Here is a 14,242-nt window from a genome sequence, read left to right on the forward strand (position 1 = left end):
TTTTTATACGCCTGTCCCGGCCCTTTCGCGGCGGTTCGACGCCGCGAAAGGGCCGGATCAGGCTTACTTGAATCTGCGCTCCACGCCTTTCTCGACCAGGATCTTCGCCGAAATCTCTTCCACCGAGAAATGCGTGGAATTGATGTTGGGAATGTTCTCGCGGCGGAACAGGTTCTCCACCTCGCGCACCTCGAATTCGCACTGGGCAAAGCTCGAATAGCGGCTGTTGGGCTTGCGCTCGTGGCGAATGGCGGTCAGGCGGTCGGGGTCGATGGTCAGGCCGAACAGCTTGCTATGGTGCTTTTTCAGCACCGCCGGCAACTGCAGGCGCTCCATGTCGTCCTCGGTCAGTGGGTAGTTGGCGGCGCGGATACCGAACTGCATGGCCATGTACAGGCAGGTCGGGGTCTTGCCGCAGCGCGACACGCCGACCAGGATCAGGTCGGCCTTGTCGTAGTAGTGGGTGCGCGCGCCGTCATCGTTGTCCAGGGCGAAGTTCACCGCCTCGATGCGTTCCATGTAGTTGGAATTGCCACCAATCGAGTGCGATTTACCCACTGAATACGACGAATGGGCAGTCAGTTCCTGCTCAAGCGGGGATAAAAACGAAGAAAAGATGTCGATCATGAAGCCGTTCGACGTCGCCAGGATCTCACGGATGTCCTGATTGACGATGGTGTCGAAGATGATCGGGCGCATGCCGTCGCGCTCTGCGGCAGCATTGATCTGCTGCACCATGATCCGCGCTTTTTCCGGGCTGTCGATGTACGGGCGGGTGAATTTATTGAACGGAATGCTTTCGAATTGAGCGAGCAGGCTCTGGCCCAGGGTTTCGGCGGTGATGCCGGTGCCATCGGAGATGAAGAACGCGGTTCGTTTCATTTGCGATCTGGGCCTTAAGCTGATGACGTTTCTTGGATATGATAAGTTCGGTTTGCCGAATGCGGCTGTCAGCATTCTGCCATATTTTGCGAACCTATTTTCCAGGTACAGGCCACAAGCGTCCGGCCCAGTCAACGAAGGCAGGCGGGCGCCCTTGAGTTTTTCCAATACAGTTAGTGGAGAGATCACCTTGGTAGAGTACGTAGTTTCCCTCGATAAGCTCGGCGTCCACGATGTGGAGCATGTGGGGGGCAAGAACGCATCCCTGGGCGAGATGATCAGTAACCTCGCTGGTGCCGGCGTGTCGGTGCCGGGCGGCTTTGCCACTACGGCTCAGGCGTACCGTGACTTTCTCGAGCAGAGTGGCCTGAACAACCAGATCCATGCGGCCCTCGACGCCCTCGACGTGGATGACGTCAACGCCCTGGCCAAGACCGGTGCGCAGATCCGTCAGTGGGTGATGGAGGCCGAATTCCCGGCTCGCCTGGATGCGGAAATCCGCACCGCCTTCGCCGAAATGTCCAAGGGCAACGACAACATGGCCGTGGCCGTGCGTTCCTCGGCCACCGCCGAAGACCTGCCGGATGCCTCGTTCGCTGGTCAGCAGGAAACCTTCCTCAACATCCGTGGCGTCGACAACGTGATCCGCGCGGCCAAGGAAGTGTTCGCATCGCTGTTCAACGACCGCGCCATCGCCTACCGCGTGCACCAGGGCTTCGACCACAAGCTGGTGGCCCTGTCCGCTGGCGTGCAGCGCATGGTCCGTTCGGAAACCGGCACCGCCGGTGTGATGTTCACCCTCGACACCGAGTCGGGCTTCCGTGACGTGGTATTCATCACCGGCGCCTACGGCCTGGGTGAAACCGTGGTGCAGGGTGCGGTCAACCCTGACGAATTCTATGTGCACAAACAAACCCTGGAGGCTGGCCGCCCGGCCATCCTGCGCCGCAACCTGGGCAGCAAGGCGATCAAGATGGTCTATGGCGACGAAGCCAAGGCCGGCCGCTCGGTCAAGACCGTCGAGGTCGACCGCGCCGATCGCGCCCGCTTCTGCCTGAGCGACGACGAAGTCAATGAACTGGCCAAGCAGGCGATGATCATCGAGCAGCACTACCAGCGCCCGATGGACATCGAATGGGCCAAGGACGGTGACGACGGCAAGCTGTACATCGTCCAGGCCCGCCCTGAGACCGTGAAGAGCCGCGCCAGCGCCAACGTCATGGAGCGTTACCTGCTGAAAGAGAAGGGCACCGTGCTGGTCGAAGGCCGCGCCATCGGCCAGCGCATCGGCGCCGGCAAGGTCCGCGTGATCAACGACGTGTCCGAGATGGACAAGGTGCAGCCGGGCGACGTGCTGGTCTCCGACATGACCGACCCGGACTGGGAACCGGTGATGAAGCGCGCCAGCGCCATCGTCACCAACCGCGGCGGGCGTACCTGCCACGCGGCGATCATTGCCCGTGAGCTGGGCATCCCGGCCGTGGTCGGTTGCGGCAACGCCACCCAGGTGCTGAAAGACGGCCAGGGCGTGACCGTATCCTGCGCCGAAGGCGATACCGGCTTCATCTTCGAAGGCGAGCTGGGCTTCGACGTCAAGCAGAACTCGGTGGACGCCATGCCGGAGCTGCCGTTCAAGATCATGATGAACGTCGGTAACCCGGACCGCGCCTTCGACTTCGCCCAGCTGCCTAACGCAGGTGTGGGCCTGGCGCGTCTGGAATTCATCATCAACCGCATGATCGGCGTGCACCCCAAGGCGCTGTTGAACTACGCCGGCCTGCCAGCCGACCTGAAAGAAAGCGTCGACAAGCGCATCGCCGGCTACAACGACCCGGTCGGCTTCTATGTCGAGAAGCTGGTCGAGGGCATCAGCACCCTGGCGGCAGCCTTCTACCCGAAAAAGGTCATCGTGCGCCTGTCGGACTTCAAGTCCAACGAGTACGCCAACCTGATCGGCGGCAAACTGTACGAGCCGGAAGAAGAAAACCCGATGCTGGGCTTCCGCGGCGCCTCGCGCTACATCAGCGAGTCGTTCCGTGACTGCTTCGAGCTCGAGTGCCGTGCGCTGAAGCGTGTGCGCAACGACATGGGCCTGACCAACGTCGAGATCATGGTGCCGTTCGTGCGCACCCTGGGCGAAGCCAGCCAGGTCGTCGACCTGCTCGCCGAAAACGGTCTGGCCCGTGGCGACAACGGCCTGCGCGTGATCATGATGTGCGAGCTGCCGTCCAACGCGATCCTCGCCGAAGAGTTCCTCGAGTACTTCGACGGCTTCTCGATCGGTTCCAACGACCTGACTCAGCTGACCCTGGGCCTGGACCGCGACTCGGGCATCATCGCCCACCTGTTCGACGAGCGTAACCCGGCCGTGAAGAAGCTGCTGGCCAACGCCATCCAGGCGTGCAACAAGGCCGGCAAGTACATCGGCATCTGCGGCCAAGGCCCATCGGACCACCCGGACCTGGCCAAGTGGCTGATGGAGCAAGGCATCGAAAGCGTGTCGCTGAACCCGGACTCGGTCCTGGAGACCTGGTTCTTCCTGGCCGAAGGCCAGGGCGCGGCCTGATGCGGTAAATTGCGGGGGCGCGTCTGGCGTGCCCCCGCCTGGTTTTTTCCAGGGCGAGTTCCAGTGATGGATCACGCCCTTTTTTGTGCACCAAGCAACCTTATGCAAAGCAGCAGCAACCTTTTTCCCGTGGCCCTGCTCAGTGCCGAGCGCCGCGGCGACCTCAGCGAAGACGTGTACCGGATCAAGGCCGGCAACGGCCCTGACCCCAGCGTCGAGCTGGCCGTGACCCGCCTGGGGCTGGCTGATCAAGGCCGGCCCCAAGGTGTGCCGGTGATTCTGCTGCATGGCAGTTTCTCCAATCGGCGCTTCTGGTATTCACCCAAGGGCATAGGCCTTGGTGCCTATCTGGCGCGGGCCGGGTTCGATGTGTGGATCCCGGAAATGCGCGGCCACGGCCTGTCACCGCGTAATCGCAACTGGAAGCACAACAGCGTGGCCGACTACGCCCGCGACGACTTGCCGCTGATTGCGGCATTCGTCCGAGAGCAGTCTGGCCAGGCGCCGCACTGGGTCGGCCATTCCCTGGGTGGAACCACCTTGGTGGCCGCCTTGGGTGGCGGCTTTCTCAAGGCCGGGCAGGTGGCCAGCGTGGCGCTTTTCGGTACCCAGATCAGCCGTGTCTACTGGCCGCTCAAGGTGCCACCGCTGACCTGGGGGGCGAAAATGCTGCTCAAGCGCTGGGGGCAGATTTCTGGGCCGCGGTTCAAGCGCGGCCCGGAAGACGAGCCGATCGGCCTGGCGCTCGAGAGCATGCGCTGGCATGGCCTGTTCGGGCGCTTTGGCGACAAGCAGAACGACTGGTGGGCGGGGTTGGCCGACGTGGATGTGCCGTTGCTGGCGGTGGCTGGCGCGGGTGACTTCCAGGACCCGGTGTGGGCTTGCCGCAAGCTGTTCGATCAATTGGGTGGCGAGCGCAAGCAGTTCCTGCGCCTGGGCCGTGAAGAGGGCTTCGAGGCCTTTGGGCATGTCGACATGCTGGTGAGCAAGGCGGCGCAGGCTCAGGTCTGGCCGTTGGTGGAGCGCTGGTTGCGTGATCCGCTGTTGCCGGTGCATGAGTCGACGGTGGCGGCCGAGCCTGTGCCTGTTGGCTGAATCAACTTCGCCTGTGCCGGCCTCTTCGCGGGTAAACCCGCTCCCACAGGAATACCATGGGCTTGAGGAGTGTGGTGATCCAGTGGGAGCGGGTTTGCCCGCGAAGAGGCCGGTACAGGCAAAACTTGACCGCTCAGTCCCGGATGACTGCGACGGCTTCTACGGTGTAGCCTTGGCCGATACCCGCTTTCGTTGTGACTGACAGGAGCTTCCCATGCAGCATTACGTAACGCCCGACCTGTGTGACGCCTACCCGGACCTGGTACAGGTGCTGGAACCGATGTTCAGCAATTTCGGTGGCCGCGATTCCTTCGGTGGCCAGATCGTCACCATCAAGTGCTTCGAAGACAACTCGCTGGTCAAGGATCAGGTCGAGCTCGATGGCAAGGGCAAGGTCCTGGTAGTTGATGGGGGCGGCTCGCTGCGCCGTGCGCTGCTCGGTGACATGCTCGCCGAAAAGGCCGCCAAGAACGGCTGGGAAGGCCTGGTGATCTACGGCTGCGTGCGAGACGTCGACGTGCTGATCCAGACCGACGTCGGTGTGCAGGCGCTGGCCAGCCACCCGATGAAAACCGACAAGCGCGGCATTGGCGATCTCAACGTGGCCGTGACCTTTGCCGGTGTCACCTTCCGCCCGGGCGAGTACCTCTATGCCGACAACAATGGCGTGATCATTTCGCCAAGCCCGCTGAAAATGCCGGAGTGACGCGCCGTACGCGCTGATGGAGCTTTGATGTTCGAGGAAGACAACGCGCAGTGGGGGCTGGTGCATGCCCTGGTGCTCGATGGTGAAGGCGGCGCGCGTCCGATCGCCCGGACCGAGCTGGACGACCTGCAGTTGCAGCCACACGAAAGCCTGTGGCTGCACTGGGATCGTAGTCATCCGCAAACCCGCACCTGGCTGCTGCAGGACAGTGGCCTGAGCGAGTTCGCCTGCGACCTGCTGCTGGAGGAGAACACCCGGCCACGGCTGTTGCCGCAAGCCGGTGAGCAGATGCTGCTGTTCCTGCGCGGGGTCAACCTCAACCCGGGCGCCGAGCCCGAGGACATGGTTTCGGTGCGCATCCATGCCCAGGCGCAGCGGGTCATTTCGCTGCGTTTGCGGCCGTTGCGTGCCAGCGATGAAATCCTTCAGCAGCTTGAGGAGGGCAGGGGGCCGAAATCGGCTTCCGAACTGTTGCTGTTGATGGGCGAGTTACTGACCGAAAAGGTCCAGAGCCTGGTCAGCGACCTCTCGGAACTGGTCGACGACGAAGAAGAAAAGGTCGAATCCGACGAACGGTACTCTCCAGAGCATGGCAGCCTGCAGCAAATCCGTCGCCGCGCTGCGGGTTTGCGCCGGTTCCTGGCGCCACAGCGGGAGATCTATGCCCAGCTGTCGCGCAGCAAGTGGAGCTGGTTCTGTGATGCCGACGCCGATTACTGGAACGAGCTGAACAACAGCCTGATCCGCTACCTCGAAGAGCTCGAGCTGACCCGCGAGCGGGCAGCGCTGGTGCTGGAAAGCGAAGACCGTCGGCGCAGCGAGCGGATGAACCGGACCATGTACCGCTTTGGCATCATCACCTGCATCTTCCTGCCCATGAGCTTCATCACCGGGCTGCTCGGCATCAACGTCGGCGGCATTCCGGGGTCGAGCAACCCTTATGGCTTCCTGCTGGCCTGCATCGTCGTGCTGGGCCTGGCGGTAGGGCAGTGGTGGTTGTTCCGGCGGTTGCGCTGGGTATGAATATGCCGAGTCATCTTGAAACATTCGTTCCACTGCGATGTGTGACCCATCGCCCGGCCACCTCGTCTCTGAGTGACACTGCGCGAGGTGCATATGCACGATCCGTTTGAAGAATCCCTGCGTGACCTGCTCAAGGCATCGCCCTCCGGTGAGGAGCGAGACGATGCCGCGTGCCTGGGTCGCGTGCTCAAAACCGCCAACCGCCAGGTCGGTGCCGGTGATCTGTTCAGCCTGCTTGGCCGCTGGAGCCAGGCGCTGCTGATCGCCGTGAACAATGGCTCGGCGCACGTTGCGCCGGTGCGTCGACACTCTACCCGCAACGCTGCCACTGGCAGCAAAGCAGATAAGGCCGATTGAATATGGAACTCGATCTCTGGACCCAGAGCCTGGTTACTGCGATGACCGCCCTATGGACCAAGGTAGCGAACTTCATCCCCAACCTGTTCGGCGCGCTGGTCGTGGTGCTGCTCGGTTTTGTGGTGGCCAAGCTGCTCGACACGCTGCTTTCCAAACTCCTGGCCAAGTTCGGCCTCGACCGCCTGATGGCCGGCACCGGGGCAACCAAGATGCTTGGCCGGGTTGGCATCCAGGTGCCGATCTCGACCTTGATCGGCAAGGTCGTCTACTGGTTCGTATTGCTGATATTCCTCGTCTCGGCCGCTGAGTCGCTGGGCCTGGAGCGGGTTTCGGCAACCCTCGACATGCTCGCCCTGTACCTGCCCAAGGTGTTTGGCGCAGCCCTGGTACTGCTGGCCGGCGTGTTGCTGGCGCAGGTGGCCAACGGCCTGGTGCGCGGCGCGGCCGAAGGTATCGGTCTGGAATACTCCGCGGGCCTGGGGCGCATCACCCAGGGCCTGGTGATCATCATCAGCATCTCGGTGGCCATCAGCCAGCTGGAGGTCAAGACCGACCTGCTCAACCACGTGATCGTCATTGGCCTGATTACCGTTGGTCTGGCCGTTGCGCTTGCCATGGGCCTTGGCAGCCGCGAAATTGCCGGGCAGATCCTGGCCGGAATCTATGTTCGCGAACTCTACCAGGTCGGCCAGCAGGTGCGGATTGGAGAGGTTGAAGGAATGATCGAAGAGATCGGCACGGTCAAGACGACGCTGTTGACCGATGATGGCGAACTGGTGTCGCTGTCCAATCGCGTGCTCCTCGAGCAGCGAGTCAATAGCCGCTAACCGCACAAAAGCTGTTAATGTATGCCGCCGCGAAATCAGCCCAGGGGGCTGAGCGGCGACATTGACCTGACTGTCGGCCAGATCCGTTTTGAATAAAGTTCATTCGCCGCCCATGCGTTATGACCCCCGCGAACTCACCGACGAAGAGTTGGTGGCGCGTTCGCATGAGGAGCTGTATCACGTAACCCGCGCCTATGAGGAACTCATGCGGCGCTACCAGCGGACCCTGTTCAACGTCTGTGCGCGTTACCTGGGGAACGACCGCGACGCTGACGATGTCTGTCAGGAAGTGATGCTGAAGGTGCTCTACGGTCTGAAGAACTTCGAGGGCAAGTCCAAGTTCAAGACCTGGCTCTACAGCATTACCTACAACGAATGCATTACCCAGTACCGCAAGGAGCGTCGTAAACGCCGGTTGATGGATGCCTTGAGTCTGGACCCTGTAGAAGAGGCGTCCGAAGAGAAGGCTCCGAAACCGGAAGAGAAAGGCGGGCTGGACAAGTGGCTGGTGCATGTGAACCCGATCGATCGGGAAATTCTGGTGCTGCGTTTTGTCGCAGAGCTGGAGTTTCAGGAAATCGCCGATATCATGCACATGGGCTTGAGCGCAACGAAAATGCGCTACAAGCGCGCGCTAGACAAGCTTCGTGAGAAATTTGCAGGGCTGGATGAAACTTAGTCCCTTGTAAATATCTCTAACGGATCGGCGAGTTCTGCTAGACTTGCCGTCGAGTTGTCCCCCGGATGTTGGTGGGACTGCTTAACTATCACCAGATGGGGATTTAACGGATGAAATTGAAAAACACCTTGGGCTTGGCCATTGGCTCGCTCGTCGCAGCTACTTCGTTCGGCGTTATGGCTCAAGGCCAGGGCGCAGTCGAGATCGAAGGTAACGTTACCAAGCAGTACTACGACAGCGAACGTAACTTCAAGAACGACGGCACCAATCCTGGCGTTCGTCTGGGCTACTTCCTGACTGACGACGTATCCCTGGACCTGGGCTACAACGAGACTCACAACGCTCGTGGCGATGACGGCAACAAAGACATCAAAGGTTCCAAGGCCAAGCTGGACGCTACCTACCACTTCGGTACCGTCGGCGACGCTCTGCGTCCATACGTTTCCGCCGGCTTCGCTCACGAGAGCCTGGGCCAGGCCACTCGTAGCGGCCGCGACCACTCCACCTTCGCCAACGTTGGCGCTGGCGCCAAGTGGTACATCACCGACATGTTCTTCGCCCGTGCCGGCGTTGAAGCCAACTACAACATCGACGGCGGCTACACCGAGTGGGGCCCAAGCGTTGGTGTTGGTCTGAACTTCGGTGGCAGCGGTGGCAAGGTTGCTGCTGCTCCGGCTCCAGTGGCTGAAGTCTGCTCCGACTCCGACAACGACGGCGTTTGCGACAACGTCGACAAGTGCCCAGACACCCCAGCCAACGTTACCGTTGACGCTGATGGCTGCCCGGCTGTTGCCGAAGTCGTTCGCGTTGAGCTGGACGTCAAGTTCGACTTCGACAAGTCGGTCGTCAAGCCAAACAGCTACGGCGACATCAAGAACCTGGCTGACTTCATGAAGCAGTACCCACAGACCACCACCGTGGTTGAAGGTCACACTGACTCCGTCGGTCCAGACGCTTACAACCAGAAGCTGTCCGAGCGTCGTGCCAATGCTGTGAAGCAGGTTCTGACCCAGCAGTACGGTGTTGAGTCCAGCCGCGTTCAGTCGGTTGGCTACGGCGAAACCCGTCCGGTTGCCGACAACGCCACCGAAGAAGGCCGCGCTATCAACCGTCGCGTTGAAGCTCAGGTAGAAGCCCAGGCCAAGTAATTGGTTTGAAGCTTCAATGAAAAACCCGGCCTCGGCCGGGTTTTTCTTTGCCTGCAGTTTGTGGTTTCAGGGCGCGTCAGCCCTTGAGCAGGGCGAGCAGCAGTATCAGGTTGAGCAGCAGGGACAGCAGGGCCAAGGTGCGCCAGACCTTCAACGGCTCACGCTCAAGCAATGGGCGGGGGCGGTTTGGCAGCTCCTGGCGGTCACCGCGTTCGAGCAACAGCAACCATTGTTCGGCGGTTTCGAAGCGTTGCGCCGGGTCCACGGCAACGGCTTGCTGCAGGTTGTGCTGGAGCCATTCGGGCAGGTCGGGGCGATAACGGGAAGGGTTTACGGCCTGACCAAAGCGCGGGCGCTGGAAGGCCTCGATTTCCCCGTATGGATAATGCCCGGTCAACAACCGATAGAGCGTAACGCCGACGGCGTACAAGTCCTGGCGCGGGCTCGGTGGCTGGTCGTCGAAGGCTTCCGGCGCGAGGTACGAGGGTGTGCCGGGCAGTTCGTGCGTCGGCTCCTGGGACAGGCCTGGGCAGTACGCCAGGCCAAAGTCCAGCAGACGTACCTGGCCATCATCCCCCAGGTGCAGGTTTTCCGGTTTGATGTCGCGGTGCAGCAGGTTGCGCCGGTGCAGCACGCCAACGGCCTGCAGTAGCTGGCGGGCGATTTCCAGCCACTGTGCCAGTGCCAGCGGACCCTGTTCGGCAAGCTGGGTGGCGAGGGTCTTGCCGCTGTGTTCGCGCATCACGTAGTACAGGTGCTGGCGCTGGCTTGCGGCATGCAGTTCGGGGAAGTGACGGCCAGCTACGCGGCGCAGGAACCACTCTTCCAGCAGCAGGCCCTGGGCGGCGCCGGGTTCCTGTTCGCGCTCGCCGGGCAGGGTTTTCAGCAGCCAGGGTTGGCCCTGGGTATCGCGCACACGGTAAAGCAGCGACTGGCGACTGTGTGCCAGGCGCGTCTCGACCAGCCAGCCATCGAGCGCCTGGCCCTCGCGCAGCGGGCCAGGCAATGGCCATTGCTGCAGTTGCGCCAGGGTGTCGCCGAGGTTGGCCGTGCCCAGCTGCTCGATCCGCACCAGCAAGGCGCTGGCGTTGTCCTGGCTGCCGTTGTGATGGGCGCTGGCAACCAGGGTGTCGGCGGCCGACTGCAGGTCGGGCTGCTCGCGCAATACGGCCTGGATGTGCTGGTCGCCGAGGCTGGCCCAGACGCCGTCGCTGAGCAGCAGGTAGCATTCGCCGGCCTGCAGTTCGCCTTCCAGATAGTCGACCAGCAAGTGCTGGTCCAGGCCCAGTGCGCGCTTGAGTACATGCTGCATGCCGGGCTGGTCCCAGACGTGGTCTTCGCTCAGGCATTGCAGGCGGCCAGCGTGCCAGCGGTAGGCCCGGCAATCACCCACGTGCGCCAGGGTGAAGCGGCGCCCGCGCAGCACCAGGGCGCTCAGTGTGGTCAGCAGCGGCTGGCTGCCCTGGGCGCGCAACCAACGGTTCTGCGCCAGTAGCAGGCGGTCCAGGGCCTGGGCCACGCCCCAGGTGGCAGGCGTGGCGTAATAGTCCATGGCCAGCGCCTGCAGACTGGCGCGGGCTGCCAGGCCACCGTCGGCGCACTGGCTGACGCCATCGGCGAGGGCGAACAGGTAGCCCTTGCTGGCGGCCAGTTCCGGTGCCGGCGTGACCAGGCGCAGGGCGTCCTGGTTCTCCGTGCGTGGCCCGGTGGCGCTGGCCTGGGCGAAGCTGAGCTGCAGGCTCATCGTCGTGCCTCAGACCCGCGCAGCGGTAACCGCTGCCGAGCCCCAGGTGGTGCGCCAGCGTTGCTTGACCCCGTGCAGGCCGAACCAGGCGAGCAGGCCAAGGCTGGCGAACAGCCACAGGCCCAGCTGATAGTCGCCGGTGTGCTGCTTGATGGCACCGAGCCCTGCCGCCAGCAGGAAGCCGCCGATGCCACCGGCCATGCCGATCAGTCCGGTCATCACGCCGATCTCCTGGCGGAAGCGTTGAGGTACCAACTGGAACACCGCGCCATTGCCAGCGCCGAGGCCAAGCATCGCGCTGACGAACAGCGCCAGGGCGGCTGCGGCACTTGGCAGGTTGAAGCCCACTGCCGCGATGCAGATGGCAGCCACGCTGTACATGCCGAGCAGCGTGCGGATGCCGCCGAAGCGGTCGGCCAGGGCGCCACCCAACGGGCGCATCAAGCTGCCGGCGAACACGCAGGCGGCGGTGTAGTAGCCGGCGGTAACCGGGCTCAGGGCATACTGGTCGCTGAAGTAGCCGGGCAGGGCGCTGGCCAGGCCGATGAAGCCGCCGAAGGTGACGCTGTAGAAGAACATGAACCACCAGCTGTCACGGTCGCCCAAGGCCTTGAGGTAGTCGGCTGCTGCCTTGGGCTTGGGCCGCTGCGGGGCATTGCGGGCAAGCAGGGCGAACAGCGCCAGGGTCAGCAGCAGCGGGAGCACGGCAAAGCCGAACACATTGTTCCAGCCAAACCCGGCGGCCAGCACCGGAGCCAGCAGGGCGGCGAACACGGTGCCGGAGTTGCCCGCACCCGCGATACCCATGGCCTTGCCCTGATGCTGCGGTGGATACCACTGCGAGGCGAGCGGCAACGACACGGCGAACGAAGCACCGGCAACACCGAGGAATACACCCAGCAACAGCGCTTGCTCATAGGTGTGCACGCCCAGGTACCAGGCGCCGGCCAGGGCGACGATGACGATCACCTGGCCGATCAGGCCGGCGGTTTTCGGCGACAGTCGATCGACCAGCACACCCATGACGAAGCGCAGCACCGCACCGGCAAGGATCGGCGTAGCCACCATCAGGCCGCGCTGCTGGGCACTCAGTTGCAGGTCGGCGGCGATCTGCACCGCCAGTGGGCCAAGCAGGTACCAGACCATGAAGCTCAGGTCGAAATACAGGAACGCGGCGAACAGCGTGGGCACATGCCCGGATTTCCAGAAGCTGGTACTCATCGAACACCTCACTCGGCAATGCAGCGGAAACGAAAAAGACGCCGCTTCCCGGTCCACTGGCGTGGAAGGGAGGGCGACGTCTTTGTCGGGAGTTTTATGAGGCAACCGCCGTTGGCTACCGGTGAAATGTCTTCAGCAAGAGCTGGGCCAACTCGGTTAACCGAGCATTTCATGCATGGCGATGATCTGCTCGGCCACTTGGATGAGCTTCTGCTGCCGGCTCATGGCCTGCCGACGCATCAGGGTGTAGGCCTGTTCCTCGTTGCAGTCTTTCATCTTCATCAGCAGCCCCTTGGCCTGCTCGATGCGCTTGCGCTCGGCCAGTTGCTGGTCGCGGGCCAACAGCTGGGCCTTGAGCGCCTGGTCGCTCTCGAAGCGTGCCATGGCGACATCGAGAATGGGCTGCAGCCGCGCCGCATGGATGCCTTCGACGATGTAGGCGCTGACGCCGGCCTGGATCGCCTGGCGCATCACCGCCGGGTCATGCTCGTCGGTGAACAGCACGATCGGCCGTGGCTGGTCGCGGCTGACCAGCACCACCTGTTCCATCACGTCACGGTCGGGCGAGTCGGTATCGATCAGCACCACGTCCGGACGCACCGTTTCGACGCAGGCAGGCAGGTCGATGGTCAGGTCTGGAGCCTCGATCACTTCGAATCCGGCTTCGCGCAGTGCGGCCTTGAGGCGGCCAACCTTCTTCTGGGTGTCGTCGATCAGCAGGATGCGCAGCATGGTGATGGCCCTCACAGACCGACTTGGGCATCGGGCGCATGGCCCAGGGCGTGCAGGCGGAAGCTGCGGGCGTAGGCATATGGGTCCGTGCCGTCCCAGCGCGTGCCGTCGATCAGCAGGCTGCTGCGCATGGCTGACTCGGGGCAGGGTACGCCGAGTGCGTCGGCGGCCTCGCGGTACAACGTCAATTGCTGCACCTGGCGGGCAACGCCGAGGTAGTCGGGGTCGTCACGCAGCAGGCCCCAGCGGCGGAACTGGGTCATGAACCACATGCCGTCCGACAGGTAAGGCAGGTTGGCGCGGCCCTGGTCGAACAGGCGCAGGGCGTGCCGGTCGTGCCAGGCGTTGCCCAGGCCGTCCTGATAGTTGCCCAGCAGGCGCGGCTCGACGTTCTCGAGCGGTGTGTCGAGGTAGGCGCTGCCGCTGAGCAGTTGCGCGGTGCTGCGCAGGTTCTCCGGGCTCTGTTCGATGAACCGGCTGGCAGCGAGTACCGCCTTGACCAGTGCGCGTGCGCTATTGGGGTTGTGCTCGGCGAAGGCGCGGGTGCAGGCCAGTACCTTCTCCGGGTGGTCGGGCCAGATCGACTGGCTGGTGGCCAGGGTGAAACCCTGGCCCTGGCTGATGGCGGCAGCGGCCCAAGGCTCGCCGACGCAGAAACCGTCGATGCGCCCGGCCTGGATATGCGCCGCCATCTGTGCCGGCGGCACCACCACGCTGGTGACGTCATGCAGCGGGTGGATGCCCTGGCTGGCCAGCCAATAATACAGCCACATGGCATGGGTGCCGGTGGGGAAGGTCTGGGCGAAGGTCAGCCGTGCGCCATGCTGGTGCACCTGTTGCGCCAGTGCCTCAGGGCTGGTCACGCCCTTGCGCTGCAGGGCTGGCGACAGGTTGATGGCCTGGGCATTCTGGTTCAGCCCCATGAGCACCGCCAGGTCGCTCGCCGGCACGCCGCCGATCCCCAGGTGCACGGCGTAGACCAGGCCGTAGAGGCAATGGGCGGCGTCCAGCTCGCCGCTGGCCAGCTTGTCGCGCAGGCCGGCCCAGGAACCCTGGCGTTTGAGGTTGAGGGTCAGGCCGTGCTGCTGGGCGAAACCCTGGGTGGCGGCGACCACCACCGAGGCGCAATCGGTCAGGGCCATGTAGCCGATGTTGAGGCTGGGTTTCTCCGGCGCGTCGCTGCCGTTTACCCAGGCTAGAGGTGCTGTATTCACGAAGGTCCTCGGCCGAACTGAACAGGCTGTAGGCAAGGGAAGTAGCAA

13 protein-coding genes are annotated in these 14,242 nt (G+C 63.2%); 8 read left to right on the forward strand and 5 right to left on the reverse strand.

All coding sequences use genetic code 11. From position 1 onward, the window contains the following. Positions 1-63: 63 nt before the first annotated feature. On the reverse strand, positions 64-882 hold the full coding sequence (locus J7573_RS10885) for a pyruvate, water dikinase regulatory protein (RefSeq protein ID WP_294334524.1): 819 nt from the start codon (positions 880-882) through the stop codon (positions 64-66). A gap of 190 nt (positions 883-1,072) precedes the next feature. On the opposite strand from J7573_RS10885, the gene ppsA reads away from it, so the two are divergent. The 8 genes from ppsA to J7573_RS10925 all read left to right on the forward strand — a co-directional run bounded on the left by ppsA (position 1,073) and on the right by J7573_RS10925 (position 9,283). After that, positions 1,073-3,448: a phosphoenolpyruvate synthase gene (ppsA, locus tag J7573_RS10890; protein ID WP_294334526.1), complete on the forward strand. Its 2,376-nt coding sequence runs from the start codon at positions 1,073-1,075 to the stop codon at positions 3,446-3,448. A 102-nt stretch (positions 3,449-3,550) separates the two neighbouring features. Next, positions 3,551-4,543, forward strand: coding sequence for an alpha/beta fold hydrolase (locus J7573_RS10895; protein ID WP_294334528.1), 993 nt, complete (start codon positions 3,551-3,553; stop codon positions 4,541-4,543). A gap of 214 nt (positions 4,544-4,757) precedes the next feature. Next, positions 4,758-5,249, forward strand: coding sequence for a ribonuclease E activity regulator RraA (gene rraA / locus J7573_RS10900; RefSeq protein ID WP_085674904.1), 492 nt, complete (start codon positions 4,758-4,760; stop codon positions 5,247-5,249). Between the two features lie 27 nt (positions 5,250-5,276). Continuing rightward, on the forward strand, positions 5,277-6,272 hold the full coding sequence (locus J7573_RS10905) for a zinc transporter ZntB (RefSeq protein ID WP_294334531.1): 996 nt from the start codon (positions 5,277-5,279) through the stop codon (positions 6,270-6,272). A gap of 93 nt (positions 6,273-6,365) precedes the next feature. Next, the gene (locus J7573_RS10910; protein ID WP_294334533.1) at positions 6,366-6,629 is read left to right on the forward strand and encodes a CrfX protein; all 264 of its coding nucleotides are present in this window, start codon (positions 6,366-6,368) and stop codon (positions 6,627-6,629) included. Between the two features lie 2 nt (positions 6,630-6,631). Further along, a complete protein-coding gene (locus J7573_RS10915) occupies positions 6,632-7,456 on the forward strand; it encodes a mechanosensitive ion channel domain-containing protein (RefSeq protein ID WP_159409471.1) in 825 nt (274 codons plus the stop codon). A 112-nt stretch (positions 7,457-7,568) separates the two neighbouring features. Then, on the forward strand, positions 7,569-8,135 hold the full coding sequence (gene sigX, locus J7573_RS10920) for an RNA polymerase sigma factor SigX (RefSeq protein WP_033696348.1): 567 nt from the start codon (positions 7,569-7,571) through the stop codon (positions 8,133-8,135). 110 nt (positions 8,136-8,245) lie between these two features. Further along, a complete protein-coding gene (locus J7573_RS10925; protein ID WP_294334543.1) occupies positions 8,246-9,283 on the forward strand; it encodes an OmpA family protein in 1,038 nt (345 codons plus the stop codon). A gap of 76 nt (positions 9,284-9,359) precedes the next feature. Here the strand turns inward: J7573_RS10925 and J7573_RS10930 are convergent, their stop codons facing one another. From J7573_RS10930 to J7573_RS10945, 4 genes are all read right to left on the reverse strand, one after another. Then, entirely contained in the window at positions 9,360-11,027 is a 1,668-nt protein-coding gene (locus J7573_RS10930; protein ID WP_294334545.1) for a bifunctional protein-serine/threonine kinase/phosphatase, read from the reverse strand. 9 nt (positions 11,028-11,036) lie between these two features. Continuing rightward, on the reverse strand, positions 11,037-12,248 hold the full coding sequence (locus tag J7573_RS10935; protein ID WP_294334547.1) for a nitrate/nitrite transporter: 1,212 nt from the start codon (positions 12,246-12,248) through the stop codon (positions 11,037-11,039). 156 nt (positions 12,249-12,404) lie between these two features. Continuing rightward, a complete protein-coding gene (locus J7573_RS10940) occupies positions 12,405-12,980 on the reverse strand; it encodes an ANTAR domain-containing protein (RefSeq protein ID WP_110632488.1) in 576 nt (191 codons plus the stop codon). A gap of 11 nt (positions 12,981-12,991) precedes the next feature. After that, positions 12,992-14,194 carry a CmpA/NrtA family ABC transporter substrate-binding protein gene (locus tag J7573_RS10945; RefSeq protein WP_294334550.1) on the reverse strand — a complete coding sequence of 401 codons (1,203 nt, stop codon included), beginning with the start codon at positions 14,192-14,194 and terminating at the stop codon, positions 12,992-12,994. Positions 14,195-14,242 lie beyond the last annotated feature (48 nt).

The sequence above is a fragment of the Pseudomonas sp. genome (genome assembly GCF_017744435.1).
GTDB lineage: Bacteria > Pseudomonadota > Gammaproteobacteria > Pseudomonadales > Pseudomonadaceae > Aquipseudomonas.

Coding starts and splice junctions, on each gene's coding strand:
- J7573_RS10885 (WP_294334524.1), bottom strand. CDS start 882: ATGAAACGAACCGCGTTCTTCATCTCCGATGGCACCGGCATCACCGCC.
- rraA (WP_085674904.1), top strand. CDS start 4,758: ATGCAGCATTACGTAACGCCCGACCTGTGTGACGCCTACCCGGACCTG.
- J7573_RS10940 (WP_110632488.1), bottom strand. CDS start 12,980: ATGCTGCGCATCCTGCTGATCGACGACACCCAGAAGAAGGTTGGCCGC.
- sigX (WP_033696348.1), top strand. CDS start 7,569: ATGCGTTATGACCCCCGCGAACTCACCGACGAAGAGTTGGTGGCGCGT.
- J7573_RS10925 (WP_294334543.1), top strand. CDS start 8,246: ATGAAATTGAAAAACACCTTGGGCTTGGCCATTGGCTCGCTCGTCGCA.
- J7573_RS10895 (WP_294334528.1), top strand. CDS start 3,551: ATGCAAAGCAGCAGCAACCTTTTTCCCGTGGCCCTGCTCAGTGCCGAG.
- J7573_RS10905 (WP_294334531.1), top strand. CDS start 5,277: ATGTTCGAGGAAGACAACGCGCAGTGGGGGCTGGTGCATGCCCTGGTG.
- J7573_RS10915 (WP_159409471.1), top strand. CDS start 6,632: ATGGAACTCGATCTCTGGACCCAGAGCCTGGTTACTGCGATGACCGCC.
- J7573_RS10930 (WP_294334545.1), bottom strand. CDS start 11,027: ATGAGCCTGCAGCTCAGCTTCGCCCAGGCCAGCGCCACCGGGCCACGC.
- J7573_RS10935 (WP_294334547.1), bottom strand. CDS start 12,248: ATGAGTACCAGCTTCTGGAAATCCGGGCATGTGCCCACGCTGTTCGCC.
- J7573_RS10910 (WP_294334533.1), top strand. CDS start 6,366: ATGCACGATCCGTTTGAAGAATCCCTGCGTGACCTGCTCAAGGCATCG.